This window comes from Streptomyces sp. DSM 116795, assembly GCF_055792905.1.
This window is the reverse complement of record NZ_CM147707.1, coordinates 271,882-289,635: the sequence shown is the minus strand read 5'-3', so window position 1 is coordinate 289,635 and position 17,754 is coordinate 271,882. Positions and strand designations below refer to the sequence as shown.

15 protein-coding genes and 1 pseudogene are annotated in these 17,754 nt (G+C 68.5%); 13 read left to right on the top strand and 3 right to left on the bottom strand.

The genetic code is table 11. The features are described 5' to 3' along the window. Positions 1-372: 372 nt before the first annotated feature. Positions 373-2,295 carry a hypothetical protein gene (locus ACSMXX_RS01165; RefSeq protein WP_473182140.1) on the bottom strand — a complete coding sequence of 641 codons (1,923 nt, stop codon included), beginning with the start codon at positions 2,293-2,295 and terminating at the stop codon, positions 373-375. Between the two features lie 163 nt (positions 2,296-2,458). On the opposite strand from ACSMXX_RS01165, the pseudogene ACSMXX_RS01160 reads away from it, so the two are divergent. The 3 genes and pseudogenes from ACSMXX_RS01160 to ACSMXX_RS01150 form a co-directional block, all read left to right on the top strand. Beyond that, a pseudogene (locus tag ACSMXX_RS01160) lies at positions 2,459-2,701 on the top strand (helix-turn-helix transcriptional regulator); the annotation flags it as partial. A 9-nt stretch (positions 2,702-2,710) separates the two neighbouring features. Beyond that, complete coding sequence (locus ACSMXX_RS01155; protein ID WP_473184584.1) at positions 2,711-3,289, top strand: MmyB family transcriptional regulator; 579 nt, start codon at positions 2,711-2,713, stop codon at positions 3,287-3,289. A gap of 173 nt (positions 3,290-3,462) precedes the next feature. Beyond that, positions 3,463-3,927 carry a DUF5954 family protein gene (locus ACSMXX_RS01150; protein WP_473182139.1) on the top strand — a complete coding sequence of 155 codons (465 nt, stop codon included), beginning with the start codon at positions 3,463-3,465 and terminating at the stop codon, positions 3,925-3,927. A 297-nt stretch (positions 3,928-4,224) separates the two neighbouring features. Here the strand turns inward: ACSMXX_RS01150 and ACSMXX_RS01145 are convergent, their stop codons facing one another. Both ACSMXX_RS01145 and ACSMXX_RS01140 read right to left on the bottom strand, forming a co-directional pair. Continuing rightward, positions 4,225-4,731, bottom strand: coding sequence for a GNAT family N-acetyltransferase (locus ACSMXX_RS01145; protein WP_473182138.1), 507 nt, complete (start codon positions 4,729-4,731; stop codon positions 4,225-4,227). After that, on the bottom strand, positions 4,722-5,975 hold the full coding sequence (locus ACSMXX_RS01140; RefSeq protein WP_473182137.1) for an XRE family transcriptional regulator: 1,254 nt from the start codon (positions 5,973-5,975) through the stop codon (positions 4,722-4,724). The genes ACSMXX_RS01145 and ACSMXX_RS01140 overlap by 10 nt, the downstream gene beginning before the upstream one ends. Positions 5,976-6,228: 253 nt before the next feature. Between ACSMXX_RS01140 and ACSMXX_RS01135 the strand changes: the two genes are divergently transcribed. From ACSMXX_RS01135 to ACSMXX_RS01090, 10 genes are all read left to right on the top strand, one after another. Then, on the top strand, positions 6,229-6,645 hold the full coding sequence (locus ACSMXX_RS01135) for an ATP-binding protein (RefSeq protein WP_473182136.1): 417 nt from the start codon (positions 6,229-6,231) through the stop codon (positions 6,643-6,645). Between the two features lie 215 nt (positions 6,646-6,860). Further along, positions 6,861-7,049: a hypothetical protein gene (locus ACSMXX_RS01130; protein WP_473182135.1), complete on the top strand. Its 189-nt coding sequence runs from the start codon at positions 6,861-6,863 to the stop codon at positions 7,047-7,049. Between the two features lie 88 nt (positions 7,050-7,137). Further along, a complete protein-coding gene (locus ACSMXX_RS01125; protein WP_473182134.1) occupies positions 7,138-7,680 on the top strand; it encodes a hypothetical protein in 543 nt (180 codons plus the stop codon). A 256-nt stretch (positions 7,681-7,936) separates the two neighbouring features. Beyond that, positions 7,937-8,071: an FxLD family lanthipeptide gene (locus ACSMXX_RS01120; protein WP_473184583.1), complete on the top strand. Its 135-nt coding sequence runs from the start codon at positions 7,937-7,939 to the stop codon at positions 8,069-8,071. Positions 8,072-8,294: 223 nt separating this feature from the next. Then, on the top strand, positions 8,295-11,225 hold the full coding sequence (locus tag ACSMXX_RS01115; protein WP_473182133.1) for a lantibiotic dehydratase: 2,931 nt from the start codon (positions 8,295-8,297) through the stop codon (positions 11,223-11,225). Beyond that, positions 11,222-12,457, top strand: a complete 1,236-nt coding sequence (locus ACSMXX_RS01110) for a lanthionine synthetase C family protein (protein ID WP_473182132.1) — start codon at positions 11,222-11,224, stop codon at positions 12,455-12,457. Before ACSMXX_RS01115 ends, ACSMXX_RS01110 begins: the two co-directional genes overlap by 4 nt. Positions 12,458-12,486: 29 nt before the next feature. Then, positions 12,487-14,568, top strand: a complete 2,082-nt coding sequence (gene fxlM / locus ACSMXX_RS01105; RefSeq protein WP_473182131.1) for a methyltransferase, FxLD system — start codon at positions 12,487-12,489, stop codon at positions 14,566-14,568. 92 nt (positions 14,569-14,660) lie between these two features. After that, positions 14,661-15,782, top strand: a complete 1,122-nt coding sequence (locus ACSMXX_RS01100) for a hypothetical protein (RefSeq protein WP_473182130.1) — start codon at positions 14,661-14,663, stop codon at positions 15,780-15,782. Between the two features lie 457 nt (positions 15,783-16,239). Beyond that, positions 16,240-16,512 (top strand): helix-turn-helix domain-containing protein, encoded by a 273-nt coding sequence (locus ACSMXX_RS01095; RefSeq protein ID WP_473182129.1) that lies wholly within the window; start codon positions 16,240-16,242, stop codon positions 16,510-16,512. After that, positions 16,512-17,753 (top strand): tyrosine-type recombinase/integrase, encoded by a 1,242-nt coding sequence (locus ACSMXX_RS01090; RefSeq protein WP_473182128.1) that lies wholly within the window; start codon positions 16,512-16,514, stop codon positions 17,751-17,753. Before ACSMXX_RS01095 ends, ACSMXX_RS01090 begins: the two co-directional genes overlap by 1 nt. Position 17,754: the final 1 nt, after the last annotated feature.

The following is a 17,754-nucleotide window of genomic DNA, read 5'->3' as shown; positions in this document are numbered from 1 at the left end:
GCTGTGCGGGCGCCGTTACGCTGCGGGGAATCAGGCATGCGGTGAGGCTATGCACGGTGCTGGCGAGTTGGCGAGTTCCCACGTGCACAATCACCGGTTCCCACGTGCACTTTCGCCGCTGATTCGGTTCCCATGTGACCTGCCGTGGTTCCCGCGTGCACAACGACCGGACTGCCCGAGCCCCGAGCTCGTCTGCTGGGCGGTGTCCAGGGGCTCCGGCGCAGGCTCCCGAGCACGGGACGGTCGGGCGTGAAACCGGTTGTCCGGGCAGTGGGCTGTCCCGCAGCAGGTCCTCTGGGGGAGGATCGCCTACTGCGGCCCGGCAGTCGGTGACGGAGTACGAGGTCTCAGGCCCAGCGCGCCGGCCTGTTGTCAGGCAGCGGGATTGTGTCGGCCGGCCGGGGCGGCAGTCAGGCCGGGGTCGCATAGCAGATCCTGGCGGACGTGGCCGGTGATGACCAGCGCGACGATCACCTCATGGAGCCAGCCCCACGGCGGGCCGGACATCTGCCGGCCGATGGTCGTTCCGATGATCGTCAGCCGCTTCAACAGCGCCCGGCGGGTGATGTCCAGCGCGGCGGCGGCCTCGTCGACACTGTCGCTCGTGGCGCGGGCGATGAGGGTCTCCAGCAGGTACGCGTTCGAGGGCTTCTCCAAAGGTGCGATGACCTGGTGCGCGGCGCTTCTCGCCTCGGGGGTGGCCAGGACGTCGGCCAGCGTCGGGTTCGCGGGGCCGTCGTTGCTGGCCCCGATTTGAGGGGAGTGGGAGGCCACGTCGAGGAGGAAGTGCAGCAGCGCCCGGTCCCGCCGTGAAGAGCCCAGTCCGAGCAGACCGGCGAGTCGTGTCAACCGACTGGAGACGGTGTTGCGGTGCAGTGGATCGCTCTCCTGCTCCTGGGTGTTCAGCAGTCTCGCGGTCTGCTTCGTGCCGATCGTCAGCGCCCGGTAGGAGATCTCCAGAAGCGACTCCCGGTCGTCTTGTTCCAAGGGCTCCAGTTTCGACTGCAGGGCGGCGGCGGCCCAGCGGGATGCCCAGGCCGGGAGATGCTGAGAGATGCAGCGAGCACCGCGATCGGTGGCAAAGGGGCGCTGCGTCGTCGTCTGCGACAGTGCGTTCACCGCGGAGTTGTAGACATGCGCGGTGCGCTCCCAGCGCTGAGGCTGGCTCAGCCCGAGCGCCCTCCCGGGTCGCGCGGTCACCAGGGGAAGAAGCATTTGCGCCGTGCCGGTGTCCTCCTCATCGCTGTGAAGCCCTCGCAGGATCACCAGATCGTCAGGCTCCGCGAGACACGGCGCCACCAGAGCGCTGTTACCGAGGACGCCGGCGCACTCCTCACGCAGCTGCACTCGGTCGTCACCAATGGGGCAGCGCAGCACTCCGAACTGCATCCAGGGATGGTCGAGCAGGGTGAGCCCCAGGCCCTTCAGGGCGAGCCGGGCGTGTGCGTGTGCGCCGCGCAAGAGAGCCAGCAGGGCCGCTTCACGGATCGCACTTGCTGACTCCGCCAGGCGCCGCTGCTGAGCGCGCTGGGCAAGCGGCTGCCGCAGCAGACTGACGTGCAGGGCCGCGGTGGCGACGAATGCACGCTGATCAGGCCTCCAGGGGCCGGTGCTGACAACGGCCAGCACTGGTCTGGGGACTCCGCCGCCCAGCGCATGCAGCAACAGGTGTCCACTGGTGTCATCGGATGCGGTGTCAGCCTTGCCGCTCGCGACGCGCTTCAGCAGGCGGCCGGGAATTGGTTGTTCGCCCGGGCCCTCCTCGTCCGCATCCACGTCGATGATCCGCACGGTTGCGCCTGTCTCCCGCCGCACCAGCCGCAGCACCTCCTCCGGACCCTCCCCCTGCCGGTCGAGGCGTGAGGCGAGCTTGACGAGCTGTTCGGTGCGCTCACGAGCGCAGCGCTCGGCCCGCAACTGCATACGCAGCAGTTGCCCCTGAAGCTCCAGACCCGAACAAGCGCGGTGAGGGGCGAAGAGCGGCAGTCGCTCCCGGGCGGTCAGCAGGGCCAGCTGGCAGTCCTCCCCGACCGCCACGACGCCGACGGCGCCTGCGCCGGCCAGATGGGCAAGCAGCCGCTCCACCCGCTGCCGCGCATCGGCGGCCGACCCGAGGGGTGTTCCGGTGAGCAGTACCAACGCCCCGTGAACCGAAGGCTGTTGCTGCACTTCCTCATTCTCATCGAGATGTATCACCGCGACATCTTTGACAATAGACGAGAAGGAAGACGATTCGTGCGCCAGGGGCTTCAATACGGCCGCGTCTCCGGAAACGAGGTCCCGTACTGTCAGCATGTTTGCTCCCCCGGTGGTCGACTGGCGCGCTTGCCCATCCTGTAGTCGTGCGGGAAGTTTTTCTATAGGCGCAGTTTTTGGTTCTATACTTCGTTGCTATGAAAGAGCGGGGAACGGTTCAGACCTCGGTCCCTCCACTGCAGGGTCCGGGGGAGCGTAGGCAATGACCAGCGCATCTGATGCGCACCGCCGTCGCCTGCGGAACATGCTCGTCAGGGCCAGGGAGCGGATCGACCCGGCCGAACTCGGGCTGAATCATTCCCGTGACCCTCGCGGCAAGAAGGCGCCTGGATTGACGCAGGCTCAGATTGCGCGCGCTCTTGGATGCAGCACCGAAACGTACAACAAATTGGAACGCGGAAGAGGAGCAACTCCTTCGTTGGAGTTTTTTCAACGCGTCGCGGAAATCTTGCATTTGAATGAGTATCAGTGGCGTGAGATGTGGCTGGCCACCGTCGGCCACGGCCCGCCCTGGCCCCTGCACGCCGACGCCGGGGCGTCCGTCCCGGACCTCTGGCGGCAGGCTGTGCACCAGCTGGAGACGATGGCCTACCTCAGTGACCCTGCCTGGAACGTGCTGGAGCACAACGACGCCTTCGCGCGCATGTTCCCCGGCAAGCGGCCCCCGTCGAACGTGATGCGATGGATGCTGCTGGACCACCACGCGCGCGAAGAGGTGCTGCAGGGTTGGGAAGGACGCTGGTGCCCAGCGCTCCTCTCGCAACTGATGGCCGCCCGAGCGGCCCACCCGCACAACCCAGTGCTGCGGCAGCTCGAAGTGGACGTCCGCTCCGACGCCCTCGCCGGCCCCATCTACCCGGGAGATGCCGAGGCGTTCATCCACCCGGACGACGAACTGCCGCTCCACCACCCAGTACTCGGGCACGGATGGGCACGTTTGGCTTCCGCCGAGCCACTCGACGCCCCAGGAGTCCAGCTCATACTGATCGGCTTCCGTACAGGCGATGCCCCACCGGCCTTCGCCGAGCTCTAGCGACAGGGAGAGAGGCCGCAGGCCGCGCGCCCCGCTCCGTCCGGGGAAGCAGCCACGGTCGTTGGCGGATCCTGCGGCGTCCCCCGCCCGTTGCTGCCGCGGGCCATTCAACAGACGCATTTGTTGAGTTGGGATGGCGGCGACGGGGTGCCGACATGCAGCAGGATGCTGTCATGGCATCAGACGACTTCGACGAAGCAGTCGGGAAGGTCCTCTCCCTGGGCGAGCAGGAGGAAGCGCTGCGAGGTGAGTACCCGCTGTCCGATAACTCCTGGGAGCGGACCTCTCAGTCGCACTACACCGCCTACACTGCGATGGTGCTGGAAGACGCGGGCTGGCGAATGATGTTCCCCGCACAGCCGTCACTGGAGGAAGCAGAGGCAGCACTCGCCGACATCCTGCGCCGGCTGGCAACCAGCGCCGGCGAGCTGCGGGAGCGCTACCTGCGAGCCGCCCAGGCCATCGCGGACGGCGTGGAGTTGCAGATCGTCATCGGCGCCAGGGTGTACCGCATGGCGCGGGTGGAGCAGACGGTGATCCTCACCGGACATGGCCCGGAGACACCGCGGCCCGGAGACCGCCCCTTCCCCGAGGAGTTCGACGACCGGCGGCTCGAATCGGAATCCGGGCTCTGGTAGCTCGGCTCCGCACTTCGAATAGGTCCGACTGCTGCGCCGAACACGTCCCTCGACGGCTCGACATGGCCGACCATGGAGAGTCGGCTCAACACAGTTGACCTAGCCCTGAGGGGGACTCTTGCAGGCAGAGTTGTGCGTAGAACAGGATGCAAGTGAGCTCCGCCCACAGTGCGCGACCGCCGGCTGCGTGGCACCCGTAGCGGGACGTCCCGGTATCGCTCTACGGCAGGTTGATACACCGGAGTCCGGTGTCGGTGTCCTTCAAGGCGCTTGGCGGGGGCCTTTCGGAGCCGGCAGCTACCGGAGATCTCTGAGCATCACCGCGTACTGGGGCGAGTCGTCGTGTGACTTGGACTCGCCCACCTTTCGGTACCCCCAGCTCTCGTAGAGCCGCACGACCTTCTCGTGTGCGATCTCCACCTGAAGCGACACCACCCTCGCATCTACGGGGGCTATCAATGCATCATGGATCTTCTTGGCTCTACCAGTCCCGCGCCACTTGGGTAGCACCATGAGTTCAGACAGGGCGAACACGGGGCCTCGTAGATCACTGGGCCGGGTGCTGCCTTGCCACCAGCCACCGGGTGCGAGAACTGAGCCGTAGGCGTAGCCGACCGGGCCGCCGTTCTCCCAGCCGGATACGCACCTCCAGTTTTTCCGTGAGGACCACAGGTCTAGGAAGTACGTGAATCGCTCGCGAGAGTGGAACGGGTTGGGATCGTCCGCGTATACCTCGTCGTGGATGTCCAGCAGCATTGAACGCACGTCTTGAGCGTCGGCGTGGCCGTACCGCCTCAGATCCATTGGCGAGACTCCTCGGTCCACTCGGCTACTTCAGATGCCTTCGACCCGGAGGCGATGAGCAGGTCACGGCCTCTGGCCAAGGTCTTGGCAGTCCTTCGTGACCCAGAGTCGGGCAGCAGCAGGGCTGATGCCTTCCTCGCGGTGGCGCAGCCCAATTCAAGCTCACCCTGCCTGATCTGTGCGAGGGATAGGTGCGCGGTGAACAGCGCTCTGTCGCGGGCCATGTCCTCGGGAATGGCCGACAGTGTTCGGTGCAAACAGAACTCCGCCCGGCCGTGCTCCCCGACCGCAGTCCATACGTACGAGGACAGGGCGTCGAACTCGGCGGCACCGTAGAAGCTGATCCAGTCTGAGCGCGCAGTCTGAGCGCTGCGGCCGAAGTTCTTCTCTGCCAGTTCGAGAGCACGTAGAGAGTCTGTCTGCTGATTCAGTCGGGCCAGCGCGTTGGCGTTGCGCATATGCCCCAGAGAAACGAAGAGAGGATCACGTCGTGCTGCGGTTGAGCGCTTCATCACCTCGGCACTAGCAGCAGCCTCAGCGTGGTTCTCTCGCATGCTCGACGCGAGCATGAGGTGGTCCCACACGCGGTACATCGTCTGGCTATTCCGCGACAGGCCGGCCAGGGTCATGGCCTTGTCTAGGTGTGCACGAGCCCGCTTCGGGGAGCTTGCGTCGAGGGCGGCAAACGCCGCCGCCGCCATCGCGTCGGCAGCAAGACGATGCAGCATGTCCCGTACGCGACTGGTGACCACTCCATTGGTGAGGGCGGACTGGACCCGCGTGCCAAGCTCGATGGCCAGGTTCTCCACCCGCCTTGTGCCCCCCACCAGGCGGTCTTCCTGGAGGATCTTCACGTGGTCCTGGTGAAACCTATCGACGTCACTGACACCCAGCCGTCTCTGCGTTGCCTGCGGATTAGAGAGGGCCAAGCCCGCTCCGCCTACTGCGTTGACGAATGCGCGACGCTGCACGGGCCCGTCCTCCGATGGTGCGCGACTCTTCCTGCGTCGGGGGATGAACCCTAAGTCCTCGGACGAGGCGTCCAGCACCTCTTCGATGCAGAGCCGGATGCGGTCTTGCGGCCACTTGGTCTCGTATCGCAGCCAGCGGCGCACGTCTGCGTCAGTGACCGAGCCAGGCGAGCCGGTCAATCGTTCGACGGCAAGGTTAATTTCCCTGGCCAACCCGGCCTGGGAGAAGCCGAGTTGCTCGATCCGCGCTTCCAGCTTGGCGTTTGCGTACACATGACGAAGGTAGCGCTCCGCGATCAGGCCACGACAGCGCGAGAGTAAAAATCACCGGGGTCATGCGCTGTGGTTCCACCTGCTTTCACCTGTCGCCGCTGTCGTGCCGATCGTTCACTGGGTGTCGCCGGGAGTCACCCCCGAAACCGAAGGTGAGGGCGGTGACGGAGTGTTAGGGGAATGGGGTTGCGTCGTCGTGACTGCGCATCGGTGCACGTCAACTGTTCCTCGTCCTTGGTGGAACGGAGGCGGAGTGAACATCGTGACCGAGTCATCTGCAACTGGAGTTCCGGCGTACAGCGAAACGCTTCCTCGCGCCGCGGAGTCCGTAGCGAAGGCCCGGCGCCTGGTGTCCTCATCGCTCCGCGTATGGCACCTGGAAGGCGTGGAGTACGCGGCCTGGCTCGTGGTAAGCGAGCTGGTCACGAACACCGTGGCGCACGCTCGGATGGACTGCGTGCGGGTCACGGTTTCCCGCGTCGACGAGGACGTGGTGCGCGTCGCGGTCATCGACCGTTGTCACGCCAAACCGCATGTTCGCGAGGCCGGTCCGGATGACGAATCCGGGCGCGGCTTGGCGCTCGTAGACGCGCTGTCGACGGACTGGGGCGTGGAATCGATGCGCTGGGGGAAGCGCGTCTGGGCCGACGTGAAGTGCGGTGCCCGATGACACAGCGCTGCGCCCAACTGCTGTACGTGCTGGCCGTGATGGTGCTCATGGGCGCCTTGGCCTACGGCATCTGCTGGGGCTCCTGATGCCCCGCGTGAACCTGCCGCTGCGTGCCCTCTTGCAGCTCCCTCGCGGGACGCGGCGGTTTCCGGGCTTCGGCTGTCCCAGCCTCCCCGTTGGGGACGGTCGGAGCCACCCACCCAGGAAGGAACCCCGTGCACCGCGTCTGGCAGGACGGCGAGTGCTGGATATGCGATGCCGACGACCGGCCCGTCCTGTGGATCGGGCCCGTACAGACCGACGCTGGCAGCGCTCCGATGTTCGCCTGCAAGCCCTGCATACGCCGATTGGAGGCGCGCGTCCACCGGCACCAGGACGGCATCGACAACGCGCCTGCCCGATAAGCCCCGTGTCCTAGCCGTGCAGCGCACGGGCGCACCGCCGGGACACGGCTCCAACCCTCGGCCCCATCCACGTTCCAAGGAGTTATGCATGCCCGCCGAGACGCTGCGAGTAGGCCCCGGCGAGATCCGTCGCGGGGACCGCGCATGGCGCGGCGGCACAGAGGTCGAGGTCATCGACATGGTCGTGGCCGGTCTCACGGGGAAGATGCTGCGCTTCGACGACGGTTCGACGTACCTGCTGCGCAGCGGTGACGAGCTGCAAGTGTGGCGTGGTGCCCATGGCGCCGCCCCCGCAAGGCGGGTAGTACCGCCCGGCCGGACCGCCGGTGATGCTACCGCTGCCGAAGCATGGCACTCCGCCCGGCAGCTCGCCGAGCGAGCCGAGCGGCACTCGGAAGCCGCCATCGCCATGTGGGCCATGCGCCGCGAGCGCTTCGCGGCTGCCCGCGAACAGATCGGTGAGCATGGCGTGCCACTCGGCCCATTCCCGGGCGAGGAACGGATGCTCCACTGCGGCTATCGCATGTGGCCTAAGCCTTTGCAGGGCGGCGGCGTGCTCTACGCCTGCAACCGCTGCGACCACATCAGCGCCGGCCCCGAGCAGACCGACAACCTGCGGCGCCCCCAATGAACCCCGCGTGCCGGTCGTGCAGAGCACGGGCTGACGACAGGGACGCGGCCATCGCACGGCCAACACCGCCCATAGAACTCCCGGCGCAGACAAGCCCGCTCGCAACCGCGCCACGCGATCACGGCACATCGCGCCGGGGAGTCAGGTGCCTCGGTCGAGGCCCTGGCGCTACTGCAGTATCCGACCACGACAGGGAGTTCACGTGAGTCACAGCATCAGCACCACATCCGACGACACCCAGGTCAAGCCGCCGAAGGTGCAGGCGGGCGCGCCCGACGGCTTCCAACTGGACGTCGCTCTGGTGGAGGTCGCCGACACGGCCGGCCTGGTCAGCATCACCAACGACGGCTGCGGAAGCACCTGCGGCGCCTGCACCACGAACGTCGCCTAAAGGGGACTCCTCCCCTCGGCTGGTGCCGCCGGTCTCCACCGGCGGCACCAGCCGCCCCGTCCCGCTCCCTCATTCCCTGCGGAGGTACGCGTTGGCTGCCCCAGCGTTCCGATCCGGCCGAACCGCCCTCGTCCGCGCAGTCACCACGCCGACGCTGCCGGTCCCCACCTGGCCTGAACTTGACGACCGGTCGACTGCTGCGGCATCCACGCAAGTTCGGTGGTTGCGAGCCGTCTGGGCCATCGATCACGTCGCCGAAGGACTGCACCACGCAAGCCCTGTACTCGCCGCGGCCGTTGAGTCCCTGTGCGCCGCCGCAGCTCCCGACACGTGGCAACTCCACAAGGCAGTGCTGTCGGTGATCCGCTACCTGCTCCGGGCGCGGCATCGACCCAGCCCGTTCGGGCTGTTCGCCGGAGTGACGACCGCGACGTTCGCGCCCCGGGCACGTTCCGAATGGGGTGGCGGGCACGCCGTGACCGCACGCGCCAGCGCCGAGTGGCTGAGCGGCGTCGTCGCCCGGCTGGAGGCGTGCCCCGACTTGCTCGAACGGCTCCCCATGGTCGTGAACAACACCGTCAGTATCCGCGGGGACCGGCTCATCGTGCCGTACGAGCCCGACACCGACGACGGCCGAACGCGTGCGGTCGAGGCGTCGTTGGCGTTCACGGCCCCTGTGCGTACGGTCCTCGCCGGAGCCCCGGAGCCCATCCCTGTCGGTGCGCTCGCCGACAAGCTCTCTGCGGAATTCCCCGCCGCCAGCGCCGACAAGGTCCAGGACCTCATCGGTGAACTGCTCAACCGTCGCGTCCTCATCACGAGCCTGCACGCGCCGAGCACCGAGACCGACGCCCTCGGCTACCTACTCGACCGCCTCGACGACGCCGACGCCGACGGCATCGCTTCCATCTCGGAGACGGTGAGGGAGCTACGCGCCGTCCGGGCCGGCCTGAACGAGTGCGGCGACCGCACGGGGCGAGATCGGGTTGCGGCGCGGATGCGTACCCTGACGCCCGAACTGCGCCCACACCCTCTGGCTCTCGACGTACGCCTGGACGCACAGCTCGCCTTACCGGAGGCGGTCGCCCGCGAGGTTGAGCGTGCGGCCTGGGCGCTGACACGGGTGTGCGCCCGCCCGTACGGCACCGAGGCGTGGCGCACTTACCATCAACGGTTCTACGAGCGGTACGGCATCGGCACGATGGTGCCGCTTCGCGAGGTGGTCGCCGACAGCGGCACCGGCTTCCCCGACGCACCATCCGGCGCCGGCCGGGCGCGTCTCTCAGCCCGGGACGACGCTCTGCTGCGGACTGCGCAGGCCGCCGCGCTCGACGGCCGTACCGAAGTGGTCCTCAGCGACGAACTGCTTGCGGACGTGGACATCGGCCCCGAGCAGCCGCGCGTTCCGCCGCACCTCGAAGTCGGCGTACGCGTGCACGCCGCCAGCCTTGATGATCTCCAGCGCGGCAGGTTCCGGCTGGAAGTCGGCAGCGTCTCCCGTGGCGCCGGTGTCTCCACGGGCCGGTTCCTCAGCGTCCTGGCCCCTGACGGCCGGAAGACGCTGACCGCAGAACTGGCCGACGTACCGGCCAGCGACGAGGACACCGTTCCCGCTCAGCTCTCCTTCCCGCCGCTGCTGCCCGCGAGTACCCACGTCACCCGCAGCCCGCGCGTCCATCCGACGGTGATCAGCGTCCAGGAGCACCGCGCCCCCGACGGCGGCGACGTGCTCACCCCCGACGATCTGGCGGTGGCATGCGACGGGCGGCGGATGTACCTGGCCGTCCCTTGGCGTGGGCACCGCGTCGAGGCCGTGGGCCTGCATGCGCTGAACCTGCGTACGCACACCCCGCCCCTGGTGCGGTTCCTCACCGAGCTGTCCCGCGCCCAGGGCGCCCAGGTCACCACGTTCGACTGGGGTGCGGCGTCCGTGCTTCCGTTCCTGCCACGGCTGCTCTACGGCCGGACGGTGCTCGTACCGGCGCGGTGGCGTCTGGAGGCGGCGGAGCTATCCGAGGACGGATGGGATGCCGCGCTCGCCGGCTGGCGGGAGAGGCGACGGGCACCGCGGCGGGTCTTCGTCGTCGAAGACGATCGCCGTCTCTTCCTCGACCTCGACGATGCCGGCCACCGGACACTGCTGCGCGCCCAGCTCGATCGCGCGGGGACGGTCCAGCTCCAGGAGGCGCCGGAGCCGGACGCGTACGGGTGGTGCGAGGGCCGCGCCCACGAGGTCGTCGTACCGCTGAAAGCGACCCGGCCGACGGGATGGCCGCCGCTGCCCGCCCCCACCCTGGCCCGGACGTTCTCTCCTGAGCAGCAGCAGACGCCCGCCACCGCGCCGGTGCTGCTGGCCGCCCTGTACGGCGACGCACGCCGCCAAGACGAGCTGCTGGTACGGCATCTGCCCGAGCTGCTGTCGCGGCTGGGCAGTCCGCCGTGGTGGTTCATCCGCTTCCGCGACCCCGACCCGCACATCCGGCTTCGCATCGGCCTCCCGAGCGCCGATGCGTTCGGAGAGACCGCCCGCACCGTGAGCGCGTGGGCCGATGAGCTGGGCGCAGCTGGCCTGCTGGCGGACCTGCGCTACCCCACCTCGTACCGGGAGATGGGCCGGTGGGGCTCCGGTACGGCGTGGGACGCGGCCGAGGAAGTGTTCCGCACCGACTCCCGCGCCGTCCTCGCCCAGCTCCGCGAGCAGCGACGCCCACCCGTGCGGGCGCTCGTCGCCGCGCACACCGTAGCCATCACCGCCGGACTCCTCGGCAGCGTCGAGGCCGGGATGCGCTGGCTGATCGACCACATTCCGGCGACCGCACCCGCCCCGGTGCCCCGGCCCCAGTTCACCGAAGCCGTACGGCTCGCCGACCCCACCGATCAGTGGGCGGCGCTGCGCGGTGAGCCCGGCGGACCAGCCGTCGCCGCGGCGTGGGCGGACCGCGAAGCTGCGCTCGCCGCGTACCGGCAGCACCTACCGGGGCCGCACACCGAAGGCATCGCGCTCGACGACGTCCTGACGTCGCTGCTGCACGTCCACTTCGTACGGCACGTCGCCGTGAACTTTCCCGAAGAGGAGATCTGCCTCTACCTAGCACGGGCTGCGGCCCTGGCCTGGACAGCCCGTGCCGAGAAGCAGATGGGAACGCACCCGTGACCACCACACCCTTAGTGCTCTCGGCCGCTGTCGCTGACGCCCTGACCGACCCCGACGCCATCCCGCTGGCGCGCACGGAGCGGCAGCACCTCGCGTACGGCCTGCCGGGGATCGCGCTGCTGCACATCGAACGCGCGGCGGCCGGCCTCGCACCGTGGAGCCGCGCCCACAACTGGCTCGCCGCCGCTACCCGGCAGCCCGTCACGAGCGGACCGGACAGCCACCCCTTCTACGGAGCACCTGCGCTCGCGCACGCCGTCGCCTGCGCCGCCGACCATCAACCGGGCTCGTACGAGCGTGCCTTGACCAAGCTGGACGAGCAGATGGTTAGCGACGTCCGTCGATGCCTCTCGGCCGCACACCGTCGCCTCGACGCCGAACAGCTCCCCGAATTCGCTGAGTTCGACGCGATCCGGGGACTTGCCGGTTATGGCTCCTACCTCCTGCACCGCCAGCCCACCGGAGCCGAGATGCGTGACGTTCTGGACTACTGCGTCCGGCTGACCAGGCCCATCACCGTTCGCGGCGAGATGCTTCCGGGATGGTGGGCCCCGACTGCGCCCACGGGCCGGCCCGATGACCAATTCCCCGAAGGCCACGCCAACCACGGCATGTCGCACGGCGTTGGGGGAGTCCTCGCACTCCTTGCCCTGGCTGCCCGGCACGGCACAGTCGTCGACGGCCAGCACGACGCCATGCGCACCATCCTGGCGTGGCTGGACCGCTGGCAGCCGCGGGGGCGGGAAGCCTGGCCGTACTGGGTCACGCGGGCCGAACTGCGCGCCGACAACCTTGCCCCCTCCGCTCCGCGGCGACCGTCCTGGTGCTACGGCACCGCCGGCCTGGCCCGCGCTCAGCAACTCGCATCACTCGCCCTGGACGACGCACCTCGTCAAGTCGACGCGGAGAAAGCCCTCGTGGCCGCCCTCACCGATCCCGCCCAACTCGCGGCCACCACCGACAACGGCCTGTGCCACGGCTTCGCCGGCCTCGCACACGTCGCCGCCCGCGCTGCCGACGACGCCCACCCCTCCACTGCCGTGCTACTCCGGGCCGCCGTCCCGGCGCTCCTGAACACCGTCTGCCCGCCCGACACCGACCCCGTGGTCGTGATGGACGAGGCCGGCCCCGGATTTCTCGACGGCGCCGCAGGCATCGCGCTGGCGTTTCTGGCCCCCGCCACCGGCACGCCGCCCAACACCGTGTGGGATTCCTGCCTCCTCATCGCCTGAACCAACCCACCCACAACGTAAGGAAGTCCATGCCTCCGGACCGCTGGCACCAGCACAACGTCGTGTTTCCCAACCGCGAGATCGCGCAGCGCGTCATCGTCGAACGTCTCGGCCCCGCGCTCCTCGCGGCCGAGGAAGCCGGCGAGATCACTGGCTGGTGGTTCATGAACAAGCAGCCCTGGCCGCTGCGGTACAGGGCGCCCGAGGCGTCCCCCATCGTCCAGCGCCTCCTGAGCGACCTCGTCGCCGACGGCACCGTTCGCTCCTGGCTGCCCGGCATCTACGAACCCGAGACCTGCGCGCTAGGCGGCCAGTGGGCCATAGACGCGGCACACAGCCTGTTCCACCTGGACAGCTTCCACCTGCTCTCCTACAGCCCCGGCCCCCGCCGCCTCGGCCGGCGAGAGACCGCCGTCCTACTCGCGAGCGCCATGATGCGGGCCGCCGGCCTGGACTGGTACGAGCAGGGCGACGTCTGGGCGAAGTACGCCGACCTCCGCCGGGCTCCCGAACCCATCTCCCCGGAGCGACGCGCGGCCCTGGCCCCGGCGATGCACACGTTGATGACCGCCAACATCGCGGACCTGACCCGGCCCGGCGGCCCACTCGATGGACACACCGAGTGGGTGTCCGCCTTCGAGCGGACCGGGGCGGAACTCGCCGGACTCGCCAAGCAGGACGGACTCACCCGCGGGCTGCGCGCCGTCCTCGCCCACCACGTCCTATTCCACGCCAACCGTGCCGGCCTCCCGCCAGACGACCAGCTCACCCTGTCCCACATCGCAAGAGAGGTAGTCATGGAACCGCAGGACAACACCCCGTCAGCAGCCGGAACCCCGCGCGCCGCCGATACCGTCAGCACGGTGAACACTGACACCATCACCGCCCCCGGGGCCGATGCCGAGCGGCTTCGCAACGCCCTCGTCGACCAGATCAAGGCCGACGGCCGCGCCGGCACCACCGAGGTCGAGTCCGCTCTGCGGACCGTGCCCCGGCACCTGTTCGTCCCCGACGCGTCGCTGGACGCGGCCTACGCCAACACGGTCGTGGACGTGAAGCACGACGACGACGGCACGTCGATCTCCTGCGCCTCCCAGCCGGTCATCGTCGCGCTGATGCTGGATCAGCTCGAAGCCCAGCCCGGCGAACGCATCCTCGAACTCGGTGCCGGCACCGGCTACAACGCGGCGCTCCTCGGCCACCTCGTCGGCGAGCACGGCCATGTCACCACCATCGACGTCGACGACGATCTGGTGGAGGGCGCCCGGCAGCATCTCACCGCAGCCGGCGTCACCAACGTGACGGCACTGACGCGTGACGGCGCCGGCGGCCACGTCGAAGGGGCTCCCTACGACCGGATCATCGCCACCGTCGGCGCGCGCGGCATCCCACATGCCTGGCTCGACCAACTTGCCCCCGGCGGCCGACTCGTCGCCCCCCAGCGCCTCAACGGCAGCGTCTCCCGCTCCATCGCCTACGAGAAGCGCGACGACCGCTGGGGCTCCGTCGGCTCCGAGATGAACACCTTCATGCCCCTGCGCAGGGGCATCGCCGACGACGACCGTCGCGACGTCCCGCTCAGCAAGGACGGCACCGTACGGCTGCACGCGCCCTCCGCCCAGAACATCGACGCCGACGCCCTGGCCGGAGTGCTGGAGCAGCCGCGCGTGGAGGAATGGACCGGCATGATGGTCCGCGCCATGGAGTCCCCGGAATGGATGGAGCTGTTCGTCTCCTGCTCCATGCCGTCCGGCCTGATCCGCATGCTGTTTCCGCAGACGGCCAAGGGCACGGTGCTCACGGAGGACCCGTACCCGTCGTCGACGGCAGCCGTCGAGAAGGGCGCCGTCGCCTACCTCGCCCGCCGTGTCTCCGAGCAGACCACCCCCGAGGGCGGCAAGTTGTGGGAGTTCGGCGTCATCGGCCACGGCCCCGGCAGCGACGAGCTGGTGGCGCAGGTCGCTGACGCGGTGCGTACCTGGGATCGCGAATACCGAGGGCGCGAGGCCACCTTCGAGCTGCACGACCTCACCGCGTCCCAAGTGGAACCTCGGGACGGACTGTTCAGCATCGACACGCCGCTGAACCGGGTCGTCGTCGACTTCAACTGACGGCTGTTCAGTCCACGACGGTGCCCGTCAGCCACGCGCTGGCGGGCACCTGCCGATTCCGTACCTCGCTTCTCTGCCCCTCGGGGGAACCCATGGACCCGCACGGACCGATCGCGCAGCGCTTCCCGCTCGTCGCGCGTTTCCGCCCCGCCTGTCTCCCTCTGCCTGAGCGCATCGCCTCCATCGCCGAGCTGGCCGACATCGCCGTCCGCGAGACAGACCAAGGCGTCGGCTCCGCCGTCTACAACCAAGCCGCCCTCGTCGCGTCCGACCTCGGCCGGCCCGACCTCGCCCGCGAGATGTGCCACCAGCACGCCGCCGCGTACCTCCACGCCTGCCCCTTGCCGGGTATGAGCGCGATCCGTGCCCTGGAACCGGCCGTCAACCTCGCGCGGCTCCAGGTCCGTGCCGGCTGCGGCGACGAAGGACGCAGCCGCCTCCTCGCCCTGCACGCGGCCGTCGGGAACGGCACCGCCGTCCGCTTCGAGGACATCGCCATCCCGGCCAGCCTCACGGCGACCGCTGATGACCGTCAGGAAGTCCACGCCTGGCTGTGGCGGGTACTCCTCGCCGACGGCACCCGCACTCTCACCACCGAAGGGCGCTGGGACGAAGCCCTCGCGCACATCGAGGAACACCGCGGCATCGGAGCACGCATGTTGGACGGCCGCCAAGTCGCAGTCCTCGCAGCCCTCACTCGTGGCGACACCGGTGGTGCCCAGGACCTGCTCGACAACACGACGCCGGGTGAACCGTGGGAGCGGCGCGTCACAGGCTGCCTGACGATGCTGTGCCGCCTCGCCGCTGACGCATCGACCGGTCAGCACGTAGGCGACTTGGTCGGCGCCTACCTGGAAGCACCGGCCGGCCACGGCACGACCGTCTTCGACATGCGGCTCGGCCTCACGATCCTTGCTGCCGCCCGATCCGCCGGTCACACCGCCGCCCACGATCTCGTTGACGGACTGCACCACCGCACGGTGGAGGCACGCGACGGCTACGCGGCTCGCGAAGCCCTTGTCGACACGCAGTTCACCGAGCTCGCCAGCGACAGGCAGGCGCAGGAGTGTCGCGAGCTGCTGCACGCGTGCGCCCTCGGCTCGGGAGACTTCCCGGACGACCTGCTCGGCGCCCTTCTCGCGGCGACCCGCCGGGGCGACCGCGTGATCCGAAAAAGCTGCGCAGCACTCAACGCCGTCCGGTCGGGGTGGTGACGGCGGCGATCACCGCGACGATGTTTCGCAGGGTGGCAGGCCCTTGGAAGGGTAACGCTCGGCCTGGGCTGTGCTGGAGAACGTGGCGTGCTGGCTGCGTTTCGCCGACAGCAGACCGCACAGGGCCCACGGGGACTGGAATCACGGGGATGACCATGTGAACGTACAGCGTCCTCGAAATCAGCATGCTGGCAAAGGAGTTACGCCGTGCGATCGCCTCTTGCGGGCGCCGTGGTTCGGGCAGCCGTGAGAGAACCCGGAAGTGCCCGTTTATAGCGGCTAATGCCCGGTTAGCCAAACCGGGCTTTCTCACCACCATGGATGTCGTCAGCACCGGCTGTGCTTGGCGGTGGAGCCGTGCGAATGCAACGAACATCGGCTCGCCGGCGGAAGAGCTTCGCCGATGACTACTTGACGAATTCATCATGGAAATCAACCGCACCGGGGAGCACCGGTCATGAACCAATCACTCACAGCGCAGATCGCAGATCTGCTCAGCCGCGCCGCAATAGACCAGGAAGAAGACCTCCTGCACTGCGGTTGGTACACGACCGACGAACTCGCGCGCTTGCTCGGAGTGGACGCTTCGACGCTGCGTCGTTGGCGCACCTCGCAACCACCGCAGGGCCCTCCCTTCGTACGCCTCACCAACCGGGTGACGATGTACAGCGCTCCCGACGTGCAAGCTTGGTTGGCGGCACGACGCACCGATCCTGCACAGGCAGCCTGATGCCCCATCAGGTGACGCCACCCGTAGGCATCTCGCTCGCAGCCGATGTCGAGTTCCGCGAGGATCGCCCCAAGCCCTACCGTGCTCGGGTTCGTTGGGTGGTGCCGGGCACCAAGAAACGCCTATCGCGGTCGGAAGCCTTCTCCACCGACGACGAAGCGCAGGCCTGGATAGTCCGCTTGCAGCGTGCCGCGAGTCGCGGCGTCACGCCAGCTACGGCAACCATGATGTTGCAGGAGTACGGAGAAGAGGAATGGCATCTTGCCATGCGGGGCTTGGAAGCCAAGACGATGGATCCTTACCGTGCCGGTTGGCGGCTGCGGGTGCTCCCAACCCTCGGTCATCTTCCGGTGCGCACGATCACTAACGGTGTTGTCGACCGTGTCGTGTACGGCTGGATCGCTGACGAGTGCAGCAAGTCCACCGTCAAGAACAGCCTGGCCGTCCTGGTTAGGGTGATGGAACAAGCCGTACGGGACGGCATCATCGACGTCAACCCTGCACGGGTCGTCGGGTGGCAACAGGAATACAAGCGTGCCGAGGACGAGCTGGACGATCCGCGCTCGCTTGCCCTGCCCGACTGGGACGCCCTGGACACACTGGCCGCCGCGTTGGTAGCGCGCTCATCCGGGGAGTACCAGGGCTGGGGCGACGTGGTGAGGTTTGCCGCCTGTACAGCCACCCGGATCGGGGAGGTATCCGGCGTCCGGGCCGGGGACATCGATCGCGAGAGATGGATGTGGAATCTCTGTCGGCAGACCACTTCCGGCCCCGGCGGACTGATCGACAAGGGCACCAAAGGCAAGAGGCGACGTATGGTTCCGATCATTCCCGAGATCCGCGCCTTGGTCGCAGACCGGCTCGATACAGCAGGCCGGGATCCCATGGCTCGGCTGTTCACCGGGCCGCGAGGCGGCCGGATATCGACCGCTGTTCTGCGGGACGCCACACATTGGGACGAGGTCGTGGTCCGGCTTGGGTACGAGCACTTGCGGCGGCACGATCTGCGGCACACCGGACTGACGTGGATGGCCGATGCGGGTGTTCCCCTCCACGTGCTCAGAAAGATCGCCGGACACGGTTCCCTGAGCACCACCCAGCGTTACCTGCACCCTGATCACCAGTCTGTCGAACTGGCGGGTGCCGCGCTCAACGCTCATCTCCTCGCCGGCCGCACAGCTTCTGGTCCCCAAGTGGTCCCCAAACCGCCCCCACAGCAGCATCTGCGGATCGTGCGCTGAC